The following is a 25,144-nucleotide window of genomic DNA, read 5'->3' on the forward strand; positions in this document are numbered from 1 at the left end:
TCTGGCATTCACACCATCCGTCTTCGAATGACCGTTACAACTGCCAGCGCCAGGCAAATGGCACCGAGCGTCATTGGCAGGCCGCCGGCGCCAACAACATCCATGGCGCTGCCCGCCAGCGGCGGCACGGCGATGCCGCCGACGCCCCACATCAGCGAGAAGGCGGCGTTGCCGGCGACCAGTGCCGAGCCGGTGAACCGCTCGCCGAGTTCAATGATCGACATCGTGTAAATGCCGTAGGAAACCGCGCCCCAGATGAAGACGCACGGCCAGATCAGCGGCGTCTCGATGAGAGCCGGCAACAGAACGCATCCGAGCACCGTCATCGAAACACAGATGAACCGCACCAGCCGCGCCGTCAGTCGTTCCGCCAGCAGGCCGAGCGGCACCTGCATAGCGATGTTGCCGGCGATCATCACCGACAGCAGCGCCGACATGCGCGCTTCGGCGATGCCATAATGTGTTCCGTAGACCGGCAGCAAGGCGAGCACCGCCTGTTCGAAACCGGCGGCCACGATCACCGCCGATAACAGCAGCCACGCCTGCGGCACGAAACCCAGCACCGAAACGCGGTGCCCGCTCTCGTCGACCTTGGGCAGCCGTGCCAGCACCGAGGCGAGGCAGGCGCCGCAAAACAGGAATGCGGCGATGCCGACGAGAAACGGCGGCCATCCCTCGGTGCCGACCGCAAGCAGGCACAGCGGCCCCGCCGCAAAGCCCGCCGAAATGATGGTCGAATAGATGCCCATGACGCGGCCGCGGCGTGCCGGCGGCGCCAGTGCGATCACCCAGACTTCGCTCAGCACGTAGAGCGGGTTGGTGACGGCGCCGATCAAAAAGCGCAGCGGAAACCACAGATAGACATTTTGCGTCCAGCCGATCAGCGCCAGCACCAGCGCGGAAAGTGCCGCGCAAGTAAGCGCGGTGCGCCCTGCCCCGAAACGCCGTGCCAGCGCCGGAACCAGCGGCGACGAGACGATGAAGCCGATCGGCGTCATTGCCGCCGACAGGCCGATCATGGCCGGCGAGACGCCCTGGCGCTGCAGGATGAAGCTCAACAGCGGATAGCTCAGCCCTTGCGCGATGGCGAACACCGAGACGGTGGCGATCACGCCGGTGATCGCCGCCCATTGCACTGTCTCGCCGCTGTCCTGTTCCGCCCGGTCCATGATGCAGGACTAGCGTTTCGCTTTCATCGCGGTAAGCACCGGCAACGAAAACCGCTTGCGCCAGCCGGAAGAGATAAGAGCCTGACGATCCCTCCGGCTGCCCTTCAGGCATGTCGCTTCCCTCGTCCTAGTGGTCGCCGCCTCCGCAATGGCTGGCCGGCCGGCAGTCCATTATGCCGCCGCATTGCCGCAGCGTACGAGGACTATCATGACCGCCGCCCTTCAGCCCGCCGAACCTGCATTGGCAAACGACCGCGCCCGTCGCGGCGGCCGCGCGGGAAAGCGTGCCGGCGGATCGGCGGCGTTCGAGCAGCCGCCGTTTCGGCAGTTGAAGAACCCGCTGGCGCCGACCCGGCTGGTTTCCGACGACGAGCTGGAATCAATCCACCTCGCCTCTCTGCGCGTGCTGCGGGAAATCGGCGTCGACGTGCTGCATGACGAAGCCCGGCGCATTATGAAGGCGCATGGCGCCGATGTCCGCGAAGGCAGCGAGCGGGTGCGCTTCGACAGTGACATGATCCTGGAACTGGTTGCGCACTGCCCGCCGGAGTTCACCATCCACGCCCGCAACCCGGCGCACAACGTGCGCTTTGGTGGCGATAATCTGATCATCTCGATGATGGCGTCGGCACCCAATTGCTCAGACGTCGACCGCGGCCGCCGGCCAGGCAACCAGCAGGACTACCGCAACTTCCTCAAGCTTGCGCAGATGCACAACATATTGAACTGCACGGGCGGCTATCCGGTCGAGCCGATCGACATCCATCCGTCCGTCCGCCATCTTGAATGCATCCGTGACCTCGCCACGCTGACCGACAAGATGTTCCACATCTATTCGCTCGGCAAGGAGCGCAACGTCGACGGCATCGAGATCACCAGGATCGCACGTGGCATCAGCCATGAGCAGTTGCTTGCAGAGCCGTCGGTATTCACCATCATCAACACCAATTCGCCGCTCAAGCTCGACGTGCCGATGATGGAAGGCATCATCCAGATGTCGAGCAAGGGCCAGGTGGTCATCGTGACGCCGTTCACCCTGTCCGGCGCCATGGCGCCGGTGACGATTGCCGGCGCGCTGGTGCAACAGAATGCCGAGGCGCTGTCCGGCATCGCCTTCGCGCAGATGGTGCGCAAGGGCGCGCCTGTCGGCTACGGCGGCTTCACCTCGAATGTCGACATGAAGTCCGGCGCGCCGGCCTTCGGCACGCCGGAATATATGAAGGCGCAGCTGGTCGGCGGGCAGCTCGCCCGCCGCTACAACATCCCCTACCGCACCTCCAACACCTGCGCAGCCAACACGGTCGACGCGCAGGCCGCCTATGAAAGCGTGTTCTCACTGTGGGGCGCCATCCAGGGCGGCGGCAATCTGATGATGCATGCGGCCGGCTGGCTCGAAGGCGGCCTTCGCTGCTCCTACGAGAAGACCATCCTCGACATAGACCTGTTGCAGATGGTCGCCGAGTTCCTGACGCCGCTCGATCTTTCCGAGGAAGCACTCGGTTTCGACGCCATACAGTCCGTCGGCCCCGGCGGCCATTTCTTCGGCACCCAGCACACGCAGGACCGCTACAAGACCGCGTTCTATGCGCCTATTATCTCGGACTGGCGCAATTTCGAGAGTTGGGCGGAGGCCGGGTCGCCGACGGCGCTCGAAAAGGCCAATCGCGTCTGGAAGGAACGGCTGGCGTCCTATGAAGAGCCTTACATGGATCCGGCAATCCGGGAGGAGCTCAACGCCTTCGTCGACAAGCGCCGGGCCGAAGGCGGCGCGCCGACCGATTTTTGATCATCTGATGAGTAGTCGACCCCCACTCCGTCTTGATGGCAGGCTGGCCCGAAACATCGCTGTATCCCATCTCCGCTTTGTTTTCGCGCCCCGCTCACTCGATTCAATCTCTTCAAAAACGGATCTATCTTCATGAAATCTCATGCAAAAGCGGTTGTCATCGGCGGCGGCGTCGTTGGCTGCTCGGTACTCTATCATCTGGCCAAGTCTGGCTGGACCGACATCATGCTGATCGAGCGTTCGGAGCTCACTTCCGGCTCGTCCTGGCATGCGGCGGGCGGCTTCCATACGCTGAACGGCGATCCCAACGTCGCCAAGCTGCAGGCCTATACGGTGCAGCTTTACAAGGAGATCGAGGAGATTTCCGGCCAATCCTGCTCGCTGCACCTGACCGGCGGCGTGATGATGGCCGACACGCCCGAGCGCATGGACTTCTTGCGGCTCGCCCACGCCAAGGGCCGCTATCTCGGCATGGACACCGAACTGATCACGCCGTCCGAAGCCAAGGCAATGTTCCCGCTGATGGACGAGACGAATTTCGTCGGCGCCATGTGGGATCCAGTCGAGGGCCATCTCGACCCTTCCGGCACCACCCATGCCTATGCCAAGGCCGCCAGGAAGCTAGGCGCCGAGATCGTACTGCGCAACCGCGTCGTGGAACTGACGCAGGAGGTCGACGGCACCTGGAACGTCGTCACTGAGCAAGGCACAGTCAAAGCCGAGCATGTGGTCAACTGCGGCGGCCTGTGGGCGCGCGAGATCGGTCGCATGGTCGGCGTCGAACTGCCAGTGCTGGCCATGGAGCATATGTATCTCCTGACCGAGCCGATGCCGGAGGTCGAGGAATTCAACAAGTCGACCGGCCGCGAGATGATTGGCGTGCTCGATTTCAAGGGCGAGATCTATACCCGCCAGGAGCGCAACGGCATCCTGCTCGGCACCTATGAAAAGGCCTGCAAGCCGTGGTCGCCGGTCAGCACGCCCTGGGATTTCGGCCACGAGCTGCTGCAGCCAGACATCGACCGCATCGCGCCGTCGCTCGAGATCGGCTTCAAGCATTTCCCCGGCATCGAAAAGGCCGGCATCAAGCAGATCATCAACGGCCCCTTCACCTTCGCGCTGGACGGCAACCCGCTGGTCGGCCCGGTGCAGGGCCTGACCAATTTCTGGTGCGCCTGCGCCGTCATGGCCGGCTTCAGCCAGGGCGGCGGCGTCGGCCTGGCGCTGTCGAACTGGATGGTCCATGGCGACCCCGGCTTCGACGTCTGGGGCATGGACGTTGCGCGCTTCGGCGAATGGGCAACGCTGCGCTATACCAACGCAAAGGTCCGCGAAAATTATTCGCGCCGTTTCTCCATCCGCTTTCCCAACGAGGAATTACCGGCGGCAAGACCAGCGCAGACGACCCCGCTTTACGACACCATGATCGCCAACAACGCCGTCATGGGCGACAGCTGGGGTCTCGAAACCCCGCTCTGGTTCGCGCCGAGAGGCTCGGAGCCGAAGGACGTTGTGTCCTTCCACCGCTCCAATGATTTCGGCCCGATCGGCGAGGAAGTGCACGCCACCCGCGAGAAGGTCGGCGTCACCGAGATCGCCAACTTCGCCAAATACGAAGTCTCCGGACCAGGGGCCGAGGACTTCCTCAACCGTCTGATGACCAATCGCATGCCGAAGACCGGCCGCATCGTGCTGACGCCCATGCTGAACGAGTTCGGCCGGCTGATCGGGGACTTCACCATCGCCAAGGCGAGCCCAAGGGGTGGGGAAGACCGCTTCATGATATGGGGTTCTTCGGCAGCGCAAAAATACCACATGCGCTGGTTCGAGAAGCATCTGCCGAAGGACGGAAGCATCCGCATCCACCGCTTCGACCAGACGCTGGTCGGTCTCTCCATCGCCGGGCCGAAATCCCGCGACCTGCTACAGAAACTGGTCGATGTCGACATCTCGACCAAGGCCTTCCGCTTTATGGATTTCCGCGAAATGGCGGTCGGCGGCGCGCCCTGCATGGTCAATCGCATCACCTACACCGGCGACCTCGGCTACGAGATATGGATGGCGCCTGCCTACCAGCGCCTGGTCTACAAGGCGATCAAGGAGGCTGGCGAAGAGTTTGGGCTTGTCGATTTCGGCATGCGGGCTTTGCTCTCTATGCGCCTTGAAAAGAACTTCCCGACCTGGTTCCGCGAGCTACGTCCGATCTACGGACCGTTCGAAGGCTCGATGGACCGCTTCATCAAGCTGGAGAAGAACGACTTCATCGGCCGGGAAGCAGCGGCCAAGGAACAGGCAGAAGGGCCGAAACTGCGCCGTGTCTCCTTCATCGTCGATGCCGCGGATGCAGACGTCATGGGCGACGAGCCGATCTGGGCCAAGGTCGGCGGCAAGGATTACGGCACCGTGGAAAAGCCGCATGGCTATGGCGCGCCGCGCTTCGACGCGGGCGGCAAGGAAGTGCGCGGCTCGAACGCCGCCGAAGGCGCGTCTGCTGTGCGCGGCATTGTCGACGGCAACTGGCGCGTGGTCGGCTGGGTCACCTCCGGCGGCTATGCGCATTATGTCGAGAAGTCGATGGCGCAGGGATATGTACCGGCGGCGCTTGCCGAGAACGAGAGCGCCGGCCTGTTCGAGATCGAAATCCTCGGGCAACGGCGGCCGGCACACATCAATGTCGAACCGCCCTTCGACCCGAGCGGCGAAAAGATGAGGACGTAGACGCAGCCAGCCGGTCGCATTGTGCGGAGCATACTCTTCATGCTAGCGCAGCCGGCAACACTCTGCTGGCAAGGGCGATGAGATTTCATTGAAGTACAATCTGAGATGGGCCGAGTGGCTGGCCGAGGGACGGATCGGCCCCTTCCCGGCGGCGATCGTCATGGTCGCGGCTTACTTTGCCTTGCAGACCATCATACTGTCCCTGTTGAGCTCTTGGGCGGGAACCGGCGTCGGCATCGATGATGCGGAGCAGCTGATCTATGTTCCGTATCTCTGGGCTGGATATGGCGGCTCGCAACCACCCCTGTACACCTGGATCAACTGGCTGGCCGCGCATGTTTTCGGCACCAGTATCTTCACGCTGAAGCTCGTCAAATACTCCGTGCTGTTCCTTGCCGCCTGCAGCGTGTTCGCCGCCATGCGGCGGTTCAGCTACACCAAAGCGACAGCGGCGGCGGCCATGGCCGGCCTGTTTACGATCCCGCAGATCGTCTGGGAATCGCAGCGCGCCTTGTCGCATTCCGTCGCCGTCGTCGGCTTCTGCTCGCTGCTCCTGCTGGCAATGGCCTATCTTCTCGAGCGGCGAAGCATGATCGCCTATGCGGCGTTTGGCCTGGCCACGGCGGCGGCAATTCTTGCCAAATATAATGATGTCTTCCTCGTGGTGGCCCTTGTTGCGGCCGTGCTGTCGCTGCGCGAATGGCGCAGCGCGATTCTCGATCCGAAGTTCGCCATCAGCATAGCGGTCGCGATATTGGTGCTGGCGCCAACCACCTATTGGAGCCTCATGCATCCCGCCGATTTATTGTCGAGAGGCGAGAAGTTCGGAATAGACGCGCAACAAGGGCGCGTGGCGGCGGCCTTTGTCGGCGCCGGCAAGTTTATCGTGGGCACCTTCAATTTCGCGGTCTTGCCGGTGCTCGTTTCCGCCCTCACGTTCTGGCTGGCGAAGTTCCGTTTCTCCGAGCGGCACCCGAAAGGTCCGGCAAGGGAAATTCTGTTGTGGCGTACCTTGGCGCTCGGCTTGGCCATGCTTGCAGTACTTGTACTTGCCACCGGCGTGACGGTGGTCAAGGACCGCTGGCTGCTACCGGTCCTGTTCATGTTGCCGCTGGCCATCGTCGCCACTATGGAACGGCTGGCGCCGCGCGGCAGGAATGCGCAGCTCCTGGTGATCGCGGCTGGAGCGATCATCGCCGTGCTGCTCGCGCCCGCCACCTGGTACGTCCAGATAAACGGGACCAGTGGCCTCTCGCGGATGATCCGCGTGGATTACCCCGCCCTCTATCGCCAACTGACTGCGGACGGACCGGTCAAAACCGCAATATCTGATGGTGCATGGGTCGGAAACCTGCGGTTGGTCGATGAAAACCTGGTCGCACTTGACCAGGAAGTGCCTAATTTCGAAACGCTGATGCAGGAGCCGGCCGTACTCGTCTGGCTTGACCGAGACGATCCGCGTCCGGTCATTTTGGAGCAGCTCAAAGCGGCCGGCTATGAGCCGGACGGCCAACCACGGCAAATGATGGTTCCGCTGTTGCGCGGCACCGGCAAGTCCGCCCGGGCCGGCGCCTATGTAAGATTGAAGAGAATGGCGGTGGGAGAAACCACGGCGCCCAAGGAAGGCGTTAGCGGAGGAGCCGAGGGTGGACAGGAACCCGACTGACCGGCCCCGTCATCACCGCAAGATCATGCCGTTCGAGCCGGACGGCTCGAACGATGTGCTGCACAAAAAATCGCGGCTGAAGGCCGCTGAACTCAACCAGCATGCGCTGGGCTATGGAGCGCTGGCGGAAGTCGAATGGCAGGCGGCGGGCATTGCTGCTCCTGACCTGCCCGCCATGCGCCGATATCGGCTCGAGCGCATCCGCGCCGAGCTGAAGCGCCGCGACTATGCGGGAGCCCTGCTCTACGATCCGGTCAATATCCGCTATGCCACCGACGCAACCAACATGCAGCTCTGGGTCGCACACAATCGGACCAGGCATTGTTTCGTTGCCACCGATGGCCCGGTGGTGCTGTTCGACTATTTCTCCTGCGAGCACCTTTCCGATCATTCCGGCGTCGTCGACGAGGTGCGGCCGGCGGTGTCGTGGGCTTATCTGTACAGCGGCGAGCTGACCGGCCAAAAAGCCCGCCGCTGGGCAGCCGGCATCGCCGAGCTGGTATTGGAACATGGCGGCGGCAATCGCCGTATCGCCGTCGACCATATCAATCCCGAGGGCATCGAAGAGTTCGCCCGTCTCGGCATCTCGACCGGCAATGGCGAGGCGGTGATGGAAAATGCGCGGCTGATCAAATCGCCCGACGAAATCCTTGCCATGCGCCGAGCGATCGTCGCTTGCGAGGCGGCGATGGGCGAGATGGAGCAGGCGCTGAGGCCTGGCATCTCCGAGAACGAATTGTGGGCCGAACTCCATCGCGGCAACATCGCGCGCGGCGGCGAATGGATCGAAACCCGGCTCCTGTCGTCGGGCCCGCGCACCAATCCATGGTTCCAGGAGTGTTCGTCGCGGACGATCGAGGCCGGCGAGCTCGTCGCTTTCGACACCGACCTGATCGGTCCTTACGGCTTCTGCGCCGACCTTTCGCGCACCTGGCTTTGCGGTGACGCGCCGCCGTCGCATGAGCAGCGCGATCTGTTCCGCATCGCCGCCGACCAGATCGCCCACAACACGGAGCTGATGCGGCCGGGCATATCGTTCCGCGACCTCGTCGAGTGCTCGTCAGTGCCACCGGGAGACTGCTTCCCGGCCCGTTACGGGGTGCTCTATCACGGCGTCGGCCTAGCCGACGAATACCCGACCTTGCCGCATGCTGGCGACTGGACCGACGACACACCGGACGGAGTGCTCGAACCTGGCATGGTGCTGTGCGTCGAGAGCTATATCGGTCGGCTTGGCGGCTACGAAGGCGTCAAGATCGAAGAACAGATCCTGATCACTGAAACCGGCAACGAGAAGCTTTCGACCTACCCGCTCGACAATCGGCTGCTTGGCGGCTGAGCGACGCTAATGCATGTCGCGCAAAAGTGTGCAGCGGCTTTGCGATAACGACATGCATAAAACAAGAATCTAAAGCGCGTCGCATGAGGCCGACCGAACGCGACGCGCTTTATGCGAGCGCGGCGATCGCCTCGCGCATCGCAGCGACGATCGTTTCCGGCGTTGTCCTGGCCGTGATGAACGGCAAGCCTTTGCGCCGCCTTGTCCAGCCGACGACCATCACCTTCTGCGCCGCCGGCTCGAAACTCTGCGCCAGCGCCCAGCTCTCGCAATCGATAGCCGCGACGTCCGCCCTGCCCTCGGCAACGGCAACGATCGAAGCACGGTGCCCACAGCTTTCGCTCAGCGCGGAAAAGATATCCAAACTCTCGCCCAATGCTTGCAGGTCGCGGGCTGGCGCGATGATGCCCGACATGGAATCGAGGCTGTTGAAGGTGAAGCGCTTGCTGCGAAGCTGATCGAGCGGAATGACGGCACCGCCGTCGGCCGGCGCCCTTGCCGGCGGTGCCTCGCCCGCCCTCATGACGATGGCGCTCGAATAGAGTTCGCCCTGTCCACCCTCGAAGGCGTCGTAACGCGGCTGGCCGACGAGCTGGACACGCTGCGACAGGCCGAGTTCCATCGGTCCCCAGCAGGTTTGCGCAAAGAGCAGCGCCGGATGCAGCCAGAGCTGGTGAAAATCCAGTTCGTCCGGCGGCAATGTCGCCGGATCGGGCGCGATGGGTTTTCCCTGATCGTCGCGAATACCGCCAGGCACGGGGGGCAAATCGCCGGTGCGGCGAATGATCGTCTCCGGCGCATCGATGCCTTTTTGTCTGAAAGCATCGCGCAGCCGCGCCCATTGCGCGTCGACATCGTCCCGCGCTTCCGGCCAGTCGTACATCGGCAAAGCCGCAATGAATTCGCTCATGCCGGGATTTGACCGTTATGCGGGGAAATTGGCAAGGTCAGGAAAGCGTCGTCCGCGCGGCACCGCCTGCAACAACGCAAGAATCATTCTTTCGGCGGCTCGGCGGGTACCGGCGCGCTGCCAAGCCCATTGAGGCTGCGTGCCCTGACGCGCGGCTTGAATGCGCGTCCCGGTTCCGGCATGCGCCGCAGCACGGGATGGACGACCGGCTCCTTCGCCTTGAAGGCATAGGCCTTGAGCAGCGCGAAATAGTTCGGATAGGCGTAGCCATTGTTCATCCGCAGCCACTCGTCGCGGCGGTCGGCAAACAGCTTCGGCAGCCTGTACCAGGCCACCGTCGGGCTCTTGTGATGGACGAAATGCAGATTGTTGTTGAGGAACAGGAAGGACAGCGGCGAGCGCTCGACGATGATCGTGCGGCCTTCCGGATGTTCCGACCATTGGTGCTCGGCGTAGGTTCGAATCGAAATCAGCGATTGTCCCAGCCATACCGGCACCAGAACGTAAAGCCACAACGGCATGCCGAAGCCGAACTGCACGATGGGCAGCACGATGGCGAGGCCGATCGCGTGCAGCAGCCAGGCCTTGCGGACGACGTTGTCGCCCGCGGCAACCTGCCTGGCGTCGTCGATGAAGAACCCTATGCAGGAAAGCCACGGGCCCAGCACGAAACGGCCGAGCATTGTGTTGTTGATCTTCAGCAGGAATTTCATCGCCGACGGCAGCTCCTCGTGCTGCCAGAGCGCCTTGTAATAGCTTTCGGGATCGTCGAGCGGATCGGTCAGGCGCTCGTCTGCATGGTGGCGCAGGTGAATGGTCTTGAACCGGCGAAACGGCCAGACAAGGCCAATCGGCAGGAACACAAAGACTTCGTTGAGCCGCGCATTCCGGGTTGGGTGGCCGTGCAGGACCTCGTGCATCAGCGAGGATTGCAGCGCCGCAATCATGGTCAGAAAGGCGAGTGCCAGCAACGGGTAGGATGGCCAGAGCAGAAAGCCGGCAGCGAGCCAGCCGCCGTAGCATAGAAGTGCGAGAAATACGGTCGGCCATTCGATGGTCGCTGCGCCGTGTCGCCTGTTGCCCATGCTCGTCATGCTATCGACCACTGCCTTCCAGTCGCCGGAACCCGTTTGATTCCTGACAACATTGTGTCAGGAGCGTTGCGTCGGCGCAACGCGATAAAGCGCACAAACTGTTGCGATTGCGCATTTTCAGCTGCATATGTTATGTATTGTAAACAGCCAACAGGATTCATTTACGCCTGAAGCCCGCGTTCGCGGCTTTAAGCGCAAATTTTTCCTCCTATTGAATGGGGTGGCGATTTGGACAAGCGCGACCTGTCGACGATCTTTCGCGAGCGCCTGAAAATGCTCTTGACAAGGTCCGATTTGAACCAATCAGCCTTCGCCGCCGCGGTTGGCATCGACCGTTCGGCACTGTCGCAGCTGCTCTCCGGCGCCTCGACCCGCCTTCCCCGTGCTGAAACGCTGCTCAACATCGCCGCCGAATTCAAAGTCTCGCTCGACTGGCTGCTCGGCCTCAGCCACGATGAGGGCGTCACCGGTGAAATCCGCGAGAGCCTTGAGATCGAGGAGGCGCCGGACGGCTTCGACCGCACGCTGCTGGCTCGCTGGCATGCCGAGGCGGCGGGAACGAAAATCCGCTACGTGCCGGCCGGCATTCCCGACCTTCTGCGCACCGAGGCGCTTGTCGACTACGAAGCTGTCATCGCCAACAAGAGCCGCGAGGCACAGGCCGGCGAAACGCAGTACCGCATCGACTACAACCGACGGCCCGAAACCGACATGGAAGTCTGTATGCCGCGCCACACGCTGGAGATCTTCGCGCGCGGGCTGGGCGTGTGGGACCGCTTTCCGGAGGCCGACCGCCACCAGCAGCTCCTGCACATGGCGACGCTGCTCGACGACCTCTATCCCACCTTCCGCCTGTTTCTCTATGACGGGCGGATGCGCTATTCGATCCCTTACACCATCTTCGGGCCCTATCGCGCCGCCATTTACGTCGGCGACATGTATCTGGTGCTGAACGCCACGCAGCCGATCCGCATCCTGACCAGCCATTTCGACAATCTGATCCGTGCCGCGGACGTCAACGCGCATGAAGCGGCCAGCTTCACACGAAAGCTGGCGGAGATGCGATTTTGACCGGTTGCTCTGCGCGCCGACATTGACGGCACATAAAGAATTCTTTATATCCTTATCTCAGTTATTCTTCCGGGAAGGCGTATTTCACATGACCAATCCGATCGACGCTCTGCTTGCCGAAAAGGGCGTCCTGCTCGCCGATGGCGCCACCGGCACCAATCTGTTCGCCATGGGCCTTGAGGCCGGAGAGGCTCCCGAGCTCTTGAACGAGACCGCGCCCGACACCATCACCAGCCTGCACCAGAACTTTGTCGATGCCGGCGCCGACATTATCCTGACCAACTCTTTTGGCGGCACCCGCCATCGGCTCAAGCTGCACCACGCGCAGGACCGGGTCTATGCGCTGAACAAGCGCGCGGCCGAGATCGCAAGCGCCGTCGCCGGCAACGCTGGCCGCAAGGTGATCGTGGCCGGCTCCGTCGGCCCGACCGGCGAGCTGCTGGTGCCGCTCGGCGCCATGACCTATGACGAGGCGGTCGAAGCCTTTGCCGAGCAGATTGAGGGGCTGAAGGCCGGCGGCGCCGAAGTCGCCTGGATCGAAACCATGTCGGCGCCAGACGAAATCCGCGCCGCCGCCGAAGCCGCCATCCGCGTCGGCCTGCCCTATACCTATACCGGCTCCTTCGACACCGCCGGCCGCACCATGATGGGACTGCTGCCGAAGGACATCCACGGCGTCGTCGATGGCCTGTCGCAGACACCGCTCGGTGTCGGCGCCAATTGCGGTGTCGGCGCCTCCGACATTCTCGCGTCGCTGCTCGACATGACCGAGGCGAAGCCGGAAGCAACGGTGATCGTCAAGGGCAATTGCGGCATTCCCGAATTTCGCGGTGCCGAGATCTACTATTCCGGCACACCCGAGCTGATGGCCGACTATGTGCGCCTCGCCGTCGATGCCGGCGCCAAAATCGTCGGCGGCTGCTGCGGCACCTCGTTCCAGCACCTCGCCGCAATGCGCAAGGCGCTCGATGCGCACACCAAGTCGGATCGCCCGACCGTCGAGCAGATCGTCGAACGCATCGGCCCGATGCGCAACAAGCAGGCTACGGTCAATGTCGCCGAGACCAGCGAAGCCCGCCGCGAGCGGCGCCGCGGACGCGCCTGACGCTTTCGTCTGCGACATGGTCCGCGCGAAGCGGTGCGGCCGCGAAAAAAGGCCGGCAAGGTTTCCCTCGCCGGCCTGCCTCACCCGCCCGTAGGCCGGCTCCCCCTATCAGAACGATCCCATCTGAAAGAAACCGGCCGTCATTGCCACTACCGGTTACCGCCGAGCGCCGAGGCAAGGCGCACAAGCGAGAGGAACTCGGACCGGTATCCAAACGGATCGGCTCCTCTGGCGGCGGTGGCAATCTGCATGATCTTGTCGTAGCCGAACTTCGCGGTAGCATCCTCGTCGCGCAGCTTCTGGCCGAAGGCAGCAACGGCAACAGAGAAACGCTGGTCGGTGCTGGCCTGATCGAACGACGCCACCTCGTTGGCTGACGTTACCGGCGTGGTGATCAGCTTCGAGGTGTCCTCGTTCGGCAGCTTGTAGCGGATCTTGACGAAAGCATATTCGTCGGCATTGGCGACACCGCCATTGTTCACCGAGGCCTGGCCGTAGCGCAGCTGGTCGATCTGTTCGCCGCCGCTGCCCTTAGGCGTGATCTCGTAGATCGCGGTGACTGAATGACCTGAGCCGATCTCGCCGGCATCGACCCGGTCATTGTTGAAATCCTCGCGGTTCAAGGCGCGGGTTTCGTAGCCAATCAGCCGGTACTCCGAGACCTTGTTCGGGTTGAACTCGACCTGGATCTTCACGTCCTTGGCGATGGTGAACAGTGTCGAGGAGGCATCCTCGACCAGCACCTTCTCGGCCTCCGCCAATGTATCGATGTAGGCAGCAGTGCCATTGCCGTTCTGGGCGATGGTCTGCATCATCTGGTCGTTCAGATTGTCGCGGCCGAAGCCGAACACCGACAGGAATACGCCTGTCTTGCGCTCCTTTTCGATCAGCCGCTTCAGGTCGTCGTCGTCGGTCTGGCCGACATTGAAGTCGCCATCGGTGGCGAGCATCACCCGATTGATGCCGTCCTTGACGAAGGATTTCTGCGCCAGCCTGTAGGCTTCCTTGATGCCGGCCTCGCCTGCCGTCGAGCCGCCGGATGTCAGATTGTCGATGGCAGCGAGGATCTTGTCCTTTTCCGAAGCCTTGGTGGGCTCCAGCACGGTACCGGCATCGCCCGCATAGGTGACGATCGAGACGGTGTCGTCAGGTCTCAGCTTGTTGACCAGCAGTCGGAAGGCCGACTGCAGGAGCGGAAGCTTGTCCTGCTCGTTCATCGACCCCGACACATCGATCAGGAAGACCAGATTGGCCCTGGGCTGCTCGGCCGGCTTCACGTCGAAACCCTTGATGGCGACATGCATCAGCCTGGTGTGTTCGTTCCACGGCGTCGGCATGACGCTGACGGTCGAGTTGAACGGCGTCGAGGCGGAGTCCGGGCCTTTCCAGTCATAGGGGATGTAGTTGACCATCTCCTCGACGCGAACCGTGTCGGCCTGCGGGATAAAGCCTTCCTTCAGCGAGCGCCGGACGAAGGAATAGGAAGCGGTGTCGACATCGATCGAGAAGGTCGAGACCGGGTCTTCAAGTGCGGCATGCACCGGGTTGGTCTTGAAATTCTCGACGCGGTCGCGGTTTTCCTCTTGCGGCAGCATCTGGTCGGCCGGCGCAGCGGCGGGCTGCTGTGCCATCAGCTTGGGCTCGGCAACCGTGCCAGGCATGCGGCCGACCCGCGCGCCGCCATCGGCTGAAGGGGCCGCGGAGCTTGCGTCGCCGTTCAACGCAAGCTCGCTGCTCGGCTGCGGTTCGGGTGCATTGCGGCTGAGCACATCCTGCTGCGTCAGCCCGCCGACTGCGGTCGATTCCGCCTTCGGCGGCGATGTCGGCGCCACAAGCGCCTCGCCGGTGTCGCGGCTTTCACTGTCGGCGTCCGCCTTCTTCTGCTTGTCCGCTTCGGCAACGACCGGCGGTTTGACGGTCGTCGGCTTGTCAGCCAGCGTTTCGGTGATCTTATCCCTGCCGAATTCGGGCCCGCCGAATTTGGATTCCCCCAGCATGTAAATGGTAGCGTATCCGGCGATCGGCAGGGCAACGAGCCCGGCAATGGCCGGCGTGGCGAAGAGTTTCTTTTGCATGATTTCGCTCCAGAGCCTTTGTGCTCGCTCTGTGAGACGAACCCCGCCTGCCGATCCTTGGGCGGCAGGCAAAGTTTTTTCTTCCATGTCATAGGCGCGCAGCGCGGCCTGGAGGGCACGCGCCTTTGCGTCCGCGTCCGGCGCCGGTGCTGCGATGTCGCGCAGTCTGTTCAGTTCGTTGTCGTCGACCATGGTCACACTTCCCCGGCTGAACGCATCAGCGTCTTCAACCGTTTCTTCGCTTCATGGATGTGCCAGGAAACCGTCGTCTCCGAGATCGCCATCGCCTCGGCGGCGGCTGCGTGGCTCAGCCCTTCGCCATAGACCAGCAGCACCGCGTCGCGCTGCTTGTCCGGCAGCTTGCGTACCGCTGCCCAGAGCGCCTCGGCCGGGTCTTCCGGCTCGGCCGAGATTTCCCCCGAAATCAGCGCATAGGCGCCATAGGCCTCGGTCTTGACCGTCTCGCGGGCGGTCTTGCGCATCATGTCGCGCGCCGCATTCAGCGTCATGATGTAGAGCCACGTCGTGAAGGCACCGCTGCCGTGATAGTCGCGGATCGCCCGCCCGAGCCGGACGCAGACTTCCTGGGCGATATCCTCGGCGTCGGCCTTTTTCCCGCACCAGCGATAGGCGGCGCGATAGACGAAACCATAGTGCCTTTCGAGCAACTTGCCGAAAGCACCCCGGTCTCCGCCCTTCGCCCGTCCGATCAGTTCGGCGTCGGAGGCTTCGCTTTCGTCCAGCATCATCGCCATCATTTGCCTGTTGGACGAAGGCTAATGGCGGTTCCTTGGGGCGATGGAAAGAATTTTTTGGCGGGCGGTCACGTCGTAATGGTTGGCGTGCCTTGGCCGAGCGTCTCCGCAAACAGCATCGTCAGCCGCTTCCAGTGGCGTTCGGCGCCGGCTGCATCGAAGGCACTATGGTCCGGCATGCACCAGCCATGCGCCATGCCGGCATAGTTCTCTATGACATGATCGACCTTGGCGGCGCGCAGTGTTTCGGCCAGCCGCGCCGATTGCTCCGGCGGAAAGCTGCGGTCCACACCGGCAGTGCCGATATAGACCCTTGCCTTGACCGAGGCGGCCTTCCGATGCGGACTGTCGGCGGCGTCACCAGCCAGATTGCCGCCGTGAAAACTGGCGGCGGCGGCGATGCGGTCGGGATAGCTGGCCGCGGCGTTCAGCGCCCGCGCTCCGCCCATGCAGTAGCCGACAATGCCGACCGGCCCGGTCAGGCCTTGGGCAGCGAGCGCATCGAGGAAAGCGCCGCTGTCGCGGATCGTCATCTCCTGGGTCGTGCCGCCGAGCAGACCTGTGATGGCGGCCTTGCTTCTCTCGTCGCCGAACGCAGTCTTGGGATCGAACGGACCGTAGGGCGCATTGCGGTAAAAAAGGTCCGGCACAAGCACCGCATAGCCCTCGCTCGTAAGCCGCTCCGCCATCTGATCAAGCGCCGGTCGCGGACCGAAAACGTCCATGTAGAGGATGATCGCTGCCTTGGCTGGGGCCGCCGAACGGAACAGCCGGGCCTTGGCAATGCCGTCGCTTGTCTTGATCTGCATCGCTTGCGTGGCCATCATCCGCTCCGTTGATCTGACGTGCGATAGATACCCGCGGTGGCCGTCGCCGCAAGCTGTAGTGAGGCGATCTGCTTCAAGATTTCGTGCGGCATTCGGCGACGCTACAGACGCGCGAATGCTGCCATGTGAAAGGCCTGAACCTCGGACGGATAGCGATAATCGGTGTCGTAAGGACAGGCGTTGCGATCAAGGCAGCCGCCGGTCCGGCAGGGCGCGCCGTTTTGCCCGCGCACATGCGCCAGACAGGTTTCATGTGCAAAACCGTCCGCAGAATAAGCCTCTACCGGACAGGATTTCAGGCAAGGTTTTTCGGCACATGTGTCGCAAAGGTGAATCACGTCGCGGGGTTCTTGGAGCGCAATTTCGTCTTCGAACAGCAGCGCGCCGCGATAGGCATGCCAGAGCCCATATTGCGGATGCATGAGAATGCCGAGCGGCGACGGCCGCAAGCCCTCCGCCCGCACCGCCCATTGCTGGAACGGCAGATACGGTCTGTCGGACGGTGACACGGCGCGCGCCCCGAATTTTCCGGCCACCGCGCCGATCACTTCGCGAGACCATCTGTCGAGCGGATCGTCGATCGGCTGTGACTGTCTCTCCAGCCAGCGCAGGAAGTGCGGCCAAGGTGCGGCACCCGCCTGCCCCACCAGCAGAACGGATCTGGCGGCAGCGCCGGAGAGACCGGAAGGTGTCTCCTCAGCACCTGCAAAATTGAAGCCGCCGCGAAGCATAAGGCCGTTGGCGGAAAGTGCCGCTGCGATTGTTTCAGTCATGCCGCGCTCGGGATCATCCCTTCTTGTCCGGGTCGGAGAAGGCGCTCCGCCAGACTTCCTTGTGGATGATGTTGGCGACTTTAGCCCCGCCTGATTCGGGCTCCTTTCAGGTGAAGGCGTCGGCCATCGACGCCTTCTTCCTGGCGATGAAGTCCTTCAGCCCGTCGTCGATGCCCGGGTCGAGATACGGCGCCTCGTAGCTCTCCAGCCAGCGGCGGGCGAGCTCGTTGGCGCGCTGCGGCGCGGTCTTTTCGCCTTCGGCCAGCCATTGCTCGTAGGAATTGTTATCGGCGATGTTGGAACGGTAGAACGCGGTCTGGAAATTGGCCTGGGTGTGATCGCAGCCGAGATAGTGGCTGCCCGGGCCGACCTGGCGGATGGCGTCCATCGCCTGGCCGTTTTCCGACAGGTCGACACCCTCGGAGAACTTCTGCGTCATGCCGAGCTGGTCGATATCCATCATGAACTTTTCGTAGCAGGAGGCGAGACCGCCCTCGAGCCAGCCGGCCGAATGCAGCACGAAGTTGGTGCCGGCGAGGATCGTCGAGTTCAGCGTGTTGGCGCTCTCGTAGGCGGCCTGCGCATCGGGGATTTTTGAAGCACAGAGCGAACCGCCGGTGCGAAACGGCAGGCCGAGCCGACGGGCAAGCTGTGCGGCGCCATACGAGACCAGCGACGGCTCCGGCGTGCCGAAGGTCGGCGCGCCCGACTGCATCGAGATCGACGAGGCGAAGGTGCCGAACAGCACCGGCGCACCCGGCCGGATCAGCTGGGTGAACGACGCTCCCGCCAGAACCTCGGCTAAAACCTGGGTCAGCGTGCCGGCGACCGTCACCGGGCTCATCGCACCGGCAAGGATGAACGGCGTGACGATACAGGCCTGATTGTGGCGCGAATAGACCTTCAGCGCTCCCAGCATGGTCTCGTCGAAGACCATCGGCGAGTTGGCGTTGATCAGGCTGGTCAGCACCGTGTTGTTCTCGACGAAATCGTCACCGAACACGATCTTGGCCATCGCCACCGTATCTTCCGCGCGCTCGGGCGCGGTCACCGAGCCCATGAACGGCTTGTCCGAATATTTGATATGGCTGTAGACCATGTCGAGATGCCGTTTGTTGACCGGCACGTCGACCGGCTCGCAAACCGTGCCGCCCGAATGGTGGATCGACGGCGCCATATAGGCGAGTTTCACGAAATTCCGGAAATCCTCGATCGTCGCATAGCGCCTGACGCCGTCGAGATCGCGCACGAAGGGCGGTCCATAGACCGGCGCGAACACTGTCGCGTTGCCGCCGATCTGCACCGAGCGCTCGCCGTTGCGGGCGTGCTGGGTATAGACGGACGGAGCGGTCTTCAACAGCGAGCGGCAGAGGCCCTTGGGGAAATGCACCCGCTCGCCCTTGACGTCGGCGCCCGCCTCTTTCCAAAGCTGCAGCGCCTCGGCGTCGTCGCGGAAGATGATGCCGATCTCCTCCAGCACCGTGTCGGTGTTCTTTTCGATCAGCGCCAGCCCTTCCTCGTCCAGCACTTCATAGACGTTGATCTTGCGCTTGATATAGGTGAGCTGTGTGCCGGGGCCGCCGCCCGAACGCGCGGCCCGTCGGGCTGCGGCGCCACCGCTGGCAGCGCGCCCGCGCCGTGCGTTTGACGCTTCCTGATCGACCGGCGCGTTCTCACTCATAATCGTTCTTCCCTGGCTTTCGTTCTGGCCTGATTTACTCCGGCCGGGCTGTTGTACCGGCCTGAAATCCGTTTGCGGCCGCATATTGCGGTCTCTGGCCGGATCGTAGCCATGCACCCTATTCGAAACGGCCCGCCAGCGCCAACGCCTGTCGCAAAATCGACAAGAATTCCAAGAGATTTACGGTCGCTTTCGTTTTGCGGGAAGTCGCAAATCAGCTATGGACAACCGGCCCGTGCGGGTTAGGTATTGACGCGATATTTTTAAGCTGCCGCGATAGTTGTAGCCGGCAAGGAGCCTGAGAAAAAATGGCCGACGACGAGATCATCCTTTCGGAACTCTCCGACGACGAGTTGGTGCAGCAGATGCACGACGATCTTTATGACGGGTTGAAGGAAGAAATCGAGGAAGGCACCAATATCCTTCTCGAGCGCGGCTGGGCGCCTTACAAGGTGTTGACCGAGGCTCTGGTCGAGGGCATGCGTATCGTCGGCGAGGATTTCCGCGACGGCATCCTGTTCGTTCCCGAAGTGCTGCTGTCGGCCAACGCGATGAAGGCCGGCATGTTCATCCTGCGTCCGCTGCTTGTCGCCACAGGCGCGCCGAAGCAGGGCAAGATGGTGATCGGCACCGTCAAGGGCGACATCCACGACATCGGCAAGAACCTGGTCGGCATGATGATGGAAGGCGCCGGCTTCGATGTCATCGACCTCGGCATCAACAATGCGGTCGAAAAATATCTCGATGCCATCGAAAAGCACCAGCCCGACATCATCGGCATGTCGGCCCTGCTGACGACGACCATGCCTTACATGAAGGTCGTCATCGATACGATGAAGGAAAAAGGCATTCGCGACGACTATGTCGTACTGGTCGGCGGCGCACCGCTCAACGAGGAATTCGGCAAAGCCGTCGGCGCCGACGCCTATTGCCGCGACGCCGCGGTGGCAGTCGAGACCGCCAAGGACTTCATGAAGCGCAAGCACAACGTCCGCGCTTCGGCCTGAGCCAATAAGTCCGGCACGAACAAGAAAAGCCGCGCCTTGCAGTGCGGCTTTTTTATTCCCAAATGTTGAGAGCCGTGCGGATCAGGGTTTCTTGACGGTATCGTCAACTGCCTTCGCAGTGGATTTGATATCCTTACCGACGCCGCGCACCGTGTTGGCGCAGGCCGAAACAGCCAAGGCGCAGGCGAGAATAGCGATTGGCGCGACGCGGAACAATTTCATGATTGGTGTCTCCCTCAGCATATAAATTCGCCGGACAGCAACGAAGATCGATTAGACTGGTTCCATGACTACCGCGCGAAAACAACAATCCGATCAAGGCGACAGGCTGCTCGTCATCGCCTGCGGGATGATCGCGCGCGAAGTTTTGGCGGTCAAGGAGCAGCTCGGGCTCGACCATCTCGACCTGACCTGCCTGCCGGCGGAGTTCCATTTCTATCCGGACCGCATCGCGCCGGCCATGGACAGGGCTATCGAGAAGGCCAAGACCGACGGCTACAGACACATCTTCGTCGGCTATGCCGATTGCGGCACGGGTGGCCTGCTCGATCGGATCTGCGAGAAGCATGGCGTCGAGCGCATGGCCGGGCCGCATTGCTTTGCTTTCTACCAGGGCATGGATGCCTATGCGAAGGTCGCCGATGACGACATGATGTCGTTCTACATGACCGACTTCCTCTGCCGGCAATTCGATGCCTTCTTCATGAAGCCGCTCGGCCTCGACAAGCACCCGGAGCTGATCAAGGACTATTTCGGCAACTACGAGAAGCTGATCTATATCGCTCAGACCAACGACCCGGAACTCGACAAGGTCGCCGAAAAGGCGGCGAAAATGCTCGGCCTCGCCTATGAGCGCCGCTCGACCGGCTATGGTGACCTGACGAAGGAACTGGCCAGCGCCTCAGCACATTCGTAAAAGAAATAGCGTCCTCTAAGCGTTTGCCGGAGGCTGCCGTTCATTTTCGCCCACCGATTCACCGATCCGATATGACATCGATAATGCGTCCGGTTTCAAGGCGGATCGGTCCCCGCGCGGTTGGATCTTTAAGCAATATTTCGGCAAGCATTGCATCGACATTGTCAAAATTACTTTGCAGAATTGACGGATCACTTAGCTCCCAATACTCCCCTTCATCGACGACATTGAGACTGGAGAACAAGCGAGTAATTTCGCGAAGAAAGCTGATGATCTCGATATGAGCGCCTGCACCTGAAAACTGAGTTTTACAGTGTTGTTGAACGAAGAGGTGCTTGTCGAACTCAAGCCGCAGCGGTTCCGAATTGGGATGCGGTTGAAGCTCTATTCCAAACACAGGGCCAATATAGTCCACGTTTCGTTCATCAATGACTCGATTGAGCGTCTTCTCGCGCTCATCGATCTCGCGCACCGGCCAGTCTCGCGCAATGGCGAACGCCTTGGCTTCGTGCAGCAAAGCAGCATATTGCTCGTGACCCCGTAACTGTCCTTCAAAGTGGATTGTTACTCCCAACTACCTCTCCCAGTGACGCGCATTCCTGACGAATACCCGCGCTCTTATTCCGCCACAAGCCGGGCGAGCACATCGGCAAAGCTCGTCTTGCAGATGAAACCCAGCCGCTTCCTCGCCCGCGACGCATCATAGACCCGGTCGATCGACGAAAACATCGTCCAGCCTTTCTTCGCGTAGAGCGCCGGATAATCCGGAAAATAGCGCGCCACGACCGACGGCGCGTCGGCGATCAAGGCCGCGCAATCTTCGGGCTGGAAAGGCGTCGGTGCCGAGATGATGAAAGTGTCGAAGCCCAATTGCGGCGCTTTCTCCAGGGCAGCGATGTGGGCGTCGGCTGCGTCCTCCACCGTCAGCCGGCGGAACAACAGCTCATTGGCCTTGGTGTTGGCATCCGACTGTTCGATCACGTGCGCCATGTCGTCCGCCTCGGGAAAAAACCGGGCGGTGCGCAACACGATCACCGGCAGGCCGAACTGCAAATGATAGAGCCGGCAGAGCTGTTCGGCTGAAAGCTTGGTGACGCCGTAGATGTTGCGCGGTTCAGGCGACATGTCTTCCGTCAGCCATGCCGCCTTGCGCGCCCCGCCGGTGAAGCCGGTGCGGATGGACTCGGAAATCATCAGCGATGTCGTCGACGTAAACACGAAGCGCTGAACGCCAAAAGCTGCTGCCGCATCGAGCAGGTTGAGCGTGCCGCGCACATTCGTCTCGACGAAATCCTCGTTGCGATGACGTTCGATGTCAGGCTTGTGCAGCGCGCCGCTATGGATGATGGCCTCGATGCGGTTCTCCTCGACCGCCCTCATGACCAGGTCGCGATCGGCGACTGAGCCGACGATTCGCGTTTCCGAGGATGGGGCGGGATCGAGGCCGGTGACGTCATGGCCAAGAGCCCGCAGGCGCGGCGCCAAGGCGCTGCCCAGCCAACCGGACGATCCCGTCAGCAAGATCCCCATTCTTTCCACCTCGTTTCTGCTGTCGATGCTCAGGCACGGATGACAGAACGCGGCGAAACATTAAGGTATGCGCCAGACGAGAAAACGGGCTGCTCCAGCCATCAACAGGGAAACGCCACCGATGATCGCTCGCCTCATGTTTGCCGTAGCAACTGTCCTCTGCTTGACCATGCCCGCGTTCGCCGATGGCGAGGTGCAGAAGCTGATAACGGCTGCCGACAAGGCGCGGCTCGATAAATATGGCGAGACGCGCAAGGCGGCGCTTGACGAGGCGAAGGCCGGCGATCCCGCCGAGGTCAAGCAGCTCGACGCCTTGCTGGCAAAGCCGCTGGTTCCCTTCTCTGACAGGGACCTGACCGGCAAATGGCAATGCCGCACCATCAAGGCCGGCGGATTGGGCCCGCTCGTCATCTATGGCTGGTTCAAATGCAAGGTGAGCGACGACGGTTCCGGCTGGAGACTGGAAAAGATCACCGGCTCGCAGCGCACCAAGGGCCGCTTCTTCGACGATGGCGAGAAACGCGCGATCTATCTCGGTTCCTTCCACGTCAACGACGATCCGGCAAAGCCCTACGGCAGCGGCCCGGAAAGCGATCAGGTCGGCTATGCCTTCCGCAACAGCGCCAGTGAATGGCGCATCGAGTTCCCGGCGCCCTATTACGAATCGAAGCTCGATATCCTCGAATTCAAGCGCTGAGCCCGATCACCAGGGGTTAACCCGGTCAGCCTAGCATTCGCGCGCAAAGAACAGGTTCTTTGCGGAGAGTCGCAGAGCATGGCACTGTCGAAAACAAACCAACGGCCGATCGTCGTCGTCACCGAAGGCGGCCCGCATATCTGGGCGATCGTCAACGCCCTCGCCGATCAACTCGGCCCGGTCAGCGTCATCCTCGAAGCTCCTGAATCCAAAAAGCAATTGCTTCTCGCGCGGGCGCGGCGGCAAGGCTGGACCTCGGCCATCGGTCAACTCGGCACGATGGTGCTGACGCGCCTCGGCAAGCGCTTCTTCGCCGGCCACGCAGCACGGCTTGCCGCCGGGCAGAAGCTGCAAACCGAACCGAAGCCTGGGCAAAAGATCATTTATGTCTCGTCGGCCAACGCGCCGGAGTGCCTGCAGGCGATTGCGGAAATCCAGCCGGGTGTGGTGCTGCTCGCCGGCTGCCGCTTGCTGTCGCGGCAGACGCTGGCGAAAATCCCTTGCCCGGTCCTCAACTACCATGCCGGCATCGCCCCGAAATATCGTGGCATGAACGGCGGCTACTGGGCGCTGGCTTCAGGCGATGCGGAGAACTTCGGCACCACCGTGCATCTGGTCGACGCCGGCGTCGACACTGGCGGCGTGCTGCGGCAGACGCGTGGCAAACCGCAGCCGGGCGACACAGTTTCGAGCTACGCGTTGCGGCAGGCGGCCTTCTCGCGCGACATCTGCGTCGAAGCGGTCAGGATGCGCTGGCCGGCAAGGTCGGCACGGTGGATCCCGGCCTACCTTCGACACAATGGTATCATCCGACGATATGGTTTTATCTCTGGACGGGGATAAGGAACGGCGTCTGGTGACGCGCCGATTTACCGGACAGCCACCCGCCACTAACATTGCATCATGAGCGACATCGACCACCGCACCATCATTGCCGGCCTTTCGGTCGAGGACCGTCGCGACCTCACCGCCAGGGTTGACCGGCCAGGCATTGTCCGGCTGGCGGTCCATGCCGGGCTGGTTATCCTGCTAGGCGCGCTGATCGCCGCTCGCATCCCGTTCTGGCCCGCGCTCATCTTGCCGCAGGGAATCCTGATCGTCTTCTTCTTCACGCTGTTGCATGAGACCATCCATGAAACGGCGTTCAGAACGGCGTTGCTCAATCGCACCATCGCCACCGTGGCCGGCTTCCTGATCCTGCTGCCGCCGGCATGGTTCCGCTATTTCCATTTCGCCCACCACCGCCATACGCACGACCGGAGAAACGACCCCGAACTGATGGCGCCGAAGCCGGAGACCATCAGCCAATATCTGCGCTATCTGTCAGGCGGCCCCTATTGGATCGCCATGGGCCGTGTGATCGCAACCAATGCGGCGGGCCGCAACCGCGACGGCTTTGTGCCGGAAAAGGGCCGCGGCAAGGTGATTGCCGAAGCACGGCAGTTCCTGATCGGCTATGCGGCATTGCTGGCCGCATCGCTCGCCGCGCAGTCGGCGCTGCTGTTGTGGGTCTGGATCGTGCCGGTGCTGGTCGGACAGCCGTTTTTGCGTGCCTACCTGCTGGCCGAGCACGCGTTGTGCCCGCATGTCGCCAACATGCTCGAGAACACCCGCACCACCTTCACCACAAGGCTGGTGCGCTTCGTGGCTTGGAATATGCCGTACCATTCCGAGCACCATTCCTATCCGGCCGTTCCCTTCCACCGCCTGCCGCGCTTCCATGACATCGTCGCGGAGCATTTACGCACGACCGAACGAGGTTACGTGCGCTTCCACAGGAAGCTGGTCGGCAGCTACGATGGCCGCGCCGGCTGACCAGTGCTGGAAGAAACTCCGCTTTCAACCGCGGCCGTCGATTGCGTCGCTTTTGAAGGCCCCCGCGTCGTCCCATAACAAGCAGCCCAACAGCGCTTCCGGCAATGCTCGAAACCACTGCATTGGCCAAAAGATCGGAATCGATCTTTGGAGAGCACGATGCAGCGGAGTTAAATGGTAGAGCATCGTTTGTGCGTCCGATTGGACGCA

Annotated in this window: 21 protein-coding genes and 1 pseudogene; 11 read left to right on the plus strand and 11 right to left on the minus strand. The window is 62.2% G+C overall.

All coding sequences use genetic code 11. The features are described from left to right. Positions 1–8: 8 nt before the first annotated feature. A complete protein-coding gene (locus NKJ15_RS13970; protein WP_352815771.1) occupies positions 9–1,169 on the minus strand; it encodes an MFS transporter in 1,161 nt (386 codons plus the stop codon). Between the two features lie 208 nt (positions 1,170–1,377). On the opposite strand from NKJ15_RS13970, the gene NKJ15_RS13975 reads away from it, so the two are divergent. The 4 genes from NKJ15_RS13975 to NKJ15_RS13990 all read left to right on the plus strand — a co-directional run bounded on the left by NKJ15_RS13975 (position 1,378) and on the right by NKJ15_RS13990 (position 8,678). After that, positions 1,378–2,955: a trimethylamine methyltransferase family protein gene (locus NKJ15_RS13975; protein ID WP_023676493.1), complete on the plus strand. Its 1,578-nt coding sequence runs from the start codon at positions 1,378–1,380 to the stop codon at positions 2,953–2,955. A gap of 132 nt (positions 2,956–3,087) precedes the next feature. After that, on the plus strand, positions 3,088–5,673 hold the full coding sequence (locus NKJ15_RS13980; protein WP_352815773.1) for a GcvT family protein: 2,586 nt from the start codon (positions 3,088–3,090) through the stop codon (positions 5,671–5,673). An 88-nt stretch (positions 5,674–5,761) separates the two neighbouring features. Next, positions 5,762–7,339: a glycosyltransferase family 39 protein gene (locus NKJ15_RS13985; RefSeq protein ID WP_352815775.1), complete on the plus strand. Its 1,578-nt coding sequence runs from the start codon at positions 5,762–5,764 to the stop codon at positions 7,337–7,339. Between the two features lie 25 nt (positions 7,340–7,364). After that, positions 7,365–8,678 carry a M24 family metallopeptidase gene (locus NKJ15_RS13990; protein ID WP_352815837.1) on the plus strand — a complete coding sequence of 438 codons (1,314 nt, stop codon included), beginning with the start codon at positions 7,365–7,367 and terminating at the stop codon, positions 8,676–8,678. Between the two features lie 109 nt (positions 8,679–8,787). Here the strand turns inward: NKJ15_RS13990 and NKJ15_RS13995 are convergent, their stop codons facing one another. Both NKJ15_RS13995 and NKJ15_RS14000 read right to left on the minus strand, forming a co-directional pair. Beyond that, positions 8,788–9,588, minus strand: coding sequence for a phosphate/phosphite/phosphonate ABC transporter substrate-binding protein (locus tag NKJ15_RS13995; RefSeq protein ID WP_352815776.1), 801 nt, complete (start codon positions 9,586–9,588; stop codon positions 8,788–8,790). Positions 9,589–9,671: 83 nt separating this feature from the next. Then, positions 9,672–10,682: a fatty acid desaturase gene (locus tag NKJ15_RS14000; protein ID WP_352815778.1), complete on the minus strand. Its 1,011-nt coding sequence runs from the start codon at positions 10,680–10,682 to the stop codon at positions 9,672–9,674. A gap of 228 nt (positions 10,683–10,910) precedes the next feature. Between NKJ15_RS14000 and NKJ15_RS14005 the strand changes: the two genes are divergently transcribed. Both NKJ15_RS14005 and bmt read left to right on the plus strand, forming a co-directional pair. Beyond that, the gene (locus NKJ15_RS14005; RefSeq protein ID WP_352539665.1) at positions 10,911–11,753 is read left to right on the plus strand and encodes a helix-turn-helix domain-containing protein; all 843 of its coding nucleotides are present in this window, start codon (positions 10,911–10,913) and stop codon (positions 11,751–11,753) included. 88 nt (positions 11,754–11,841) lie between these two features. Then, positions 11,842–12,858, plus strand: a complete 1,017-nt coding sequence (gene bmt, locus NKJ15_RS14010) for a betaine--homocysteine S-methyltransferase (RefSeq protein WP_352454606.1) — start codon at positions 11,842–11,844, stop codon at positions 12,856–12,858. Positions 12,859–13,007: 149 nt separating this feature from the next. Here the strand turns inward: bmt and NKJ15_RS14015 are convergent, their stop codons facing one another. The 5 genes from NKJ15_RS14015 to NKJ15_RS14035 all read right to left on the minus strand — a co-directional run bounded on the left by NKJ15_RS14015 (position 13,008) and on the right by NKJ15_RS14035 (position 18,969). Beyond that, positions 13,008–15,125: a vWA domain-containing protein gene (locus NKJ15_RS14015; protein ID WP_352815779.1), complete on the minus strand. Its 2,118-nt coding sequence runs from the start codon at positions 15,123–15,125 to the stop codon at positions 13,008–13,010. 2 nt (positions 15,126–15,127) lie between these two features. After that, complete coding sequence (locus NKJ15_RS14020) at positions 15,128–15,688, minus strand: RNA polymerase sigma factor (RefSeq protein ID WP_352767967.1); 561 nt, start codon at positions 15,686–15,688, stop codon at positions 15,128–15,130. Between the two features lie 68 nt (positions 15,689–15,756). Beyond that, positions 15,757–16,512 (minus strand): dienelactone hydrolase family protein, encoded by a 756-nt coding sequence (locus NKJ15_RS14025; protein ID WP_352815781.1) that lies wholly within the window; start codon positions 16,510–16,512, stop codon positions 15,757–15,759. A gap of 104 nt (positions 16,513–16,616) precedes the next feature. Next, complete coding sequence (locus NKJ15_RS14030; protein WP_352815783.1) at positions 16,617–17,288, minus strand: hypothetical protein; 672 nt, start codon at positions 17,286–17,288, stop codon at positions 16,617–16,619. A 106-nt stretch (positions 17,289–17,394) separates the two neighbouring features. After that, the gene (locus NKJ15_RS14035) at positions 17,395–18,969 is read right to left on the minus strand and encodes a trimethylamine methyltransferase family protein (RefSeq protein WP_292654762.1); all 1,575 of its coding nucleotides are present in this window, start codon (positions 18,967–18,969) and stop codon (positions 17,395–17,397) included. Positions 18,970–19,277: 308 nt separating this feature from the next. On the opposite strand from NKJ15_RS14035, the gene NKJ15_RS14040 reads away from it, so the two are divergent. Beyond that, complete coding sequence (locus NKJ15_RS14040; protein ID WP_023676506.1) at positions 19,278–19,976, plus strand: cobalamin B12-binding domain-containing protein; 699 nt, start codon at positions 19,278–19,280, stop codon at positions 19,974–19,976. Positions 19,977–20,057: 81 nt separating this feature from the next. On the opposite strand, the gene NKJ15_RS14045 is transcribed toward NKJ15_RS14040, so the two are convergent. After that, a complete protein-coding gene (locus NKJ15_RS14045; protein WP_023676507.1) occupies positions 20,058–20,198 on the minus strand; it encodes an entericidin A/B family lipoprotein in 141 nt (46 codons plus the stop codon). 64 nt (positions 20,199–20,262) lie between these two features. Here NKJ15_RS14045 and NKJ15_RS14050 point away from each other — a divergent pair, with 64 nt between their 5' ends. Beyond that, positions 20,263–20,892, plus strand: coding sequence for a DUF1638 domain-containing protein (locus NKJ15_RS14050; RefSeq protein ID WP_352500949.1), 630 nt, complete (start codon positions 20,263–20,265; stop codon positions 20,890–20,892). 58 nt (positions 20,893–20,950) lie between these two features. Here the strand turns inward: NKJ15_RS14050 and NKJ15_RS14055 are convergent, their stop codons facing one another. Both NKJ15_RS14055 and NKJ15_RS14060 read right to left on the minus strand, forming a co-directional pair. Further along, the gene (locus tag NKJ15_RS14055; protein WP_352815785.1) at positions 20,951–21,466 is read right to left on the minus strand and encodes a hypothetical protein; all 516 of its coding nucleotides are present in this window, start codon (positions 21,464–21,466) and stop codon (positions 20,951–20,953) included. Between the two features lie 44 nt (positions 21,467–21,510). Beyond that, complete coding sequence (locus NKJ15_RS14060; protein WP_352681613.1) at positions 21,511–22,422, minus strand: NAD-dependent epimerase/dehydratase family protein; 912 nt, start codon at positions 22,420–22,422, stop codon at positions 21,511–21,513. 121 nt (positions 22,423–22,543) lie between these two features. On the opposite strand from NKJ15_RS14060, the gene NKJ15_RS14065 reads away from it, so the two are divergent. From NKJ15_RS14065 to NKJ15_RS14075, 3 genes and pseudogenes are all read left to right on the plus strand, one after another. Further along, positions 22,544–23,119, plus strand: a complete 576-nt coding sequence (locus tag NKJ15_RS14065) for a DUF4893 domain-containing protein (RefSeq protein WP_352815787.1) — start codon at positions 22,544–22,546, stop codon at positions 23,117–23,119. A 78-nt stretch (positions 23,120–23,197) separates the two neighbouring features. After that, positions 23,198–23,979 (plus strand): annotated as a pseudogene (locus NKJ15_RS14070) (formyl transferase). 43 nt (positions 23,980–24,022) lie between these two features. After that, a complete protein-coding gene (locus NKJ15_RS14075; protein WP_352815789.1) occupies positions 24,023–24,934 on the plus strand; it encodes a fatty acid desaturase in 912 nt (303 codons plus the stop codon). Positions 24,935–25,144: the final 210 nt, after the last annotated feature.

It is taken from the genome of Mesorhizobium sp. M0207, from assembly GCF_040321995.1.
GTDB lineage: Bacteria > Pseudomonadota > Alphaproteobacteria > Rhizobiales > Rhizobiaceae > Mesorhizobium.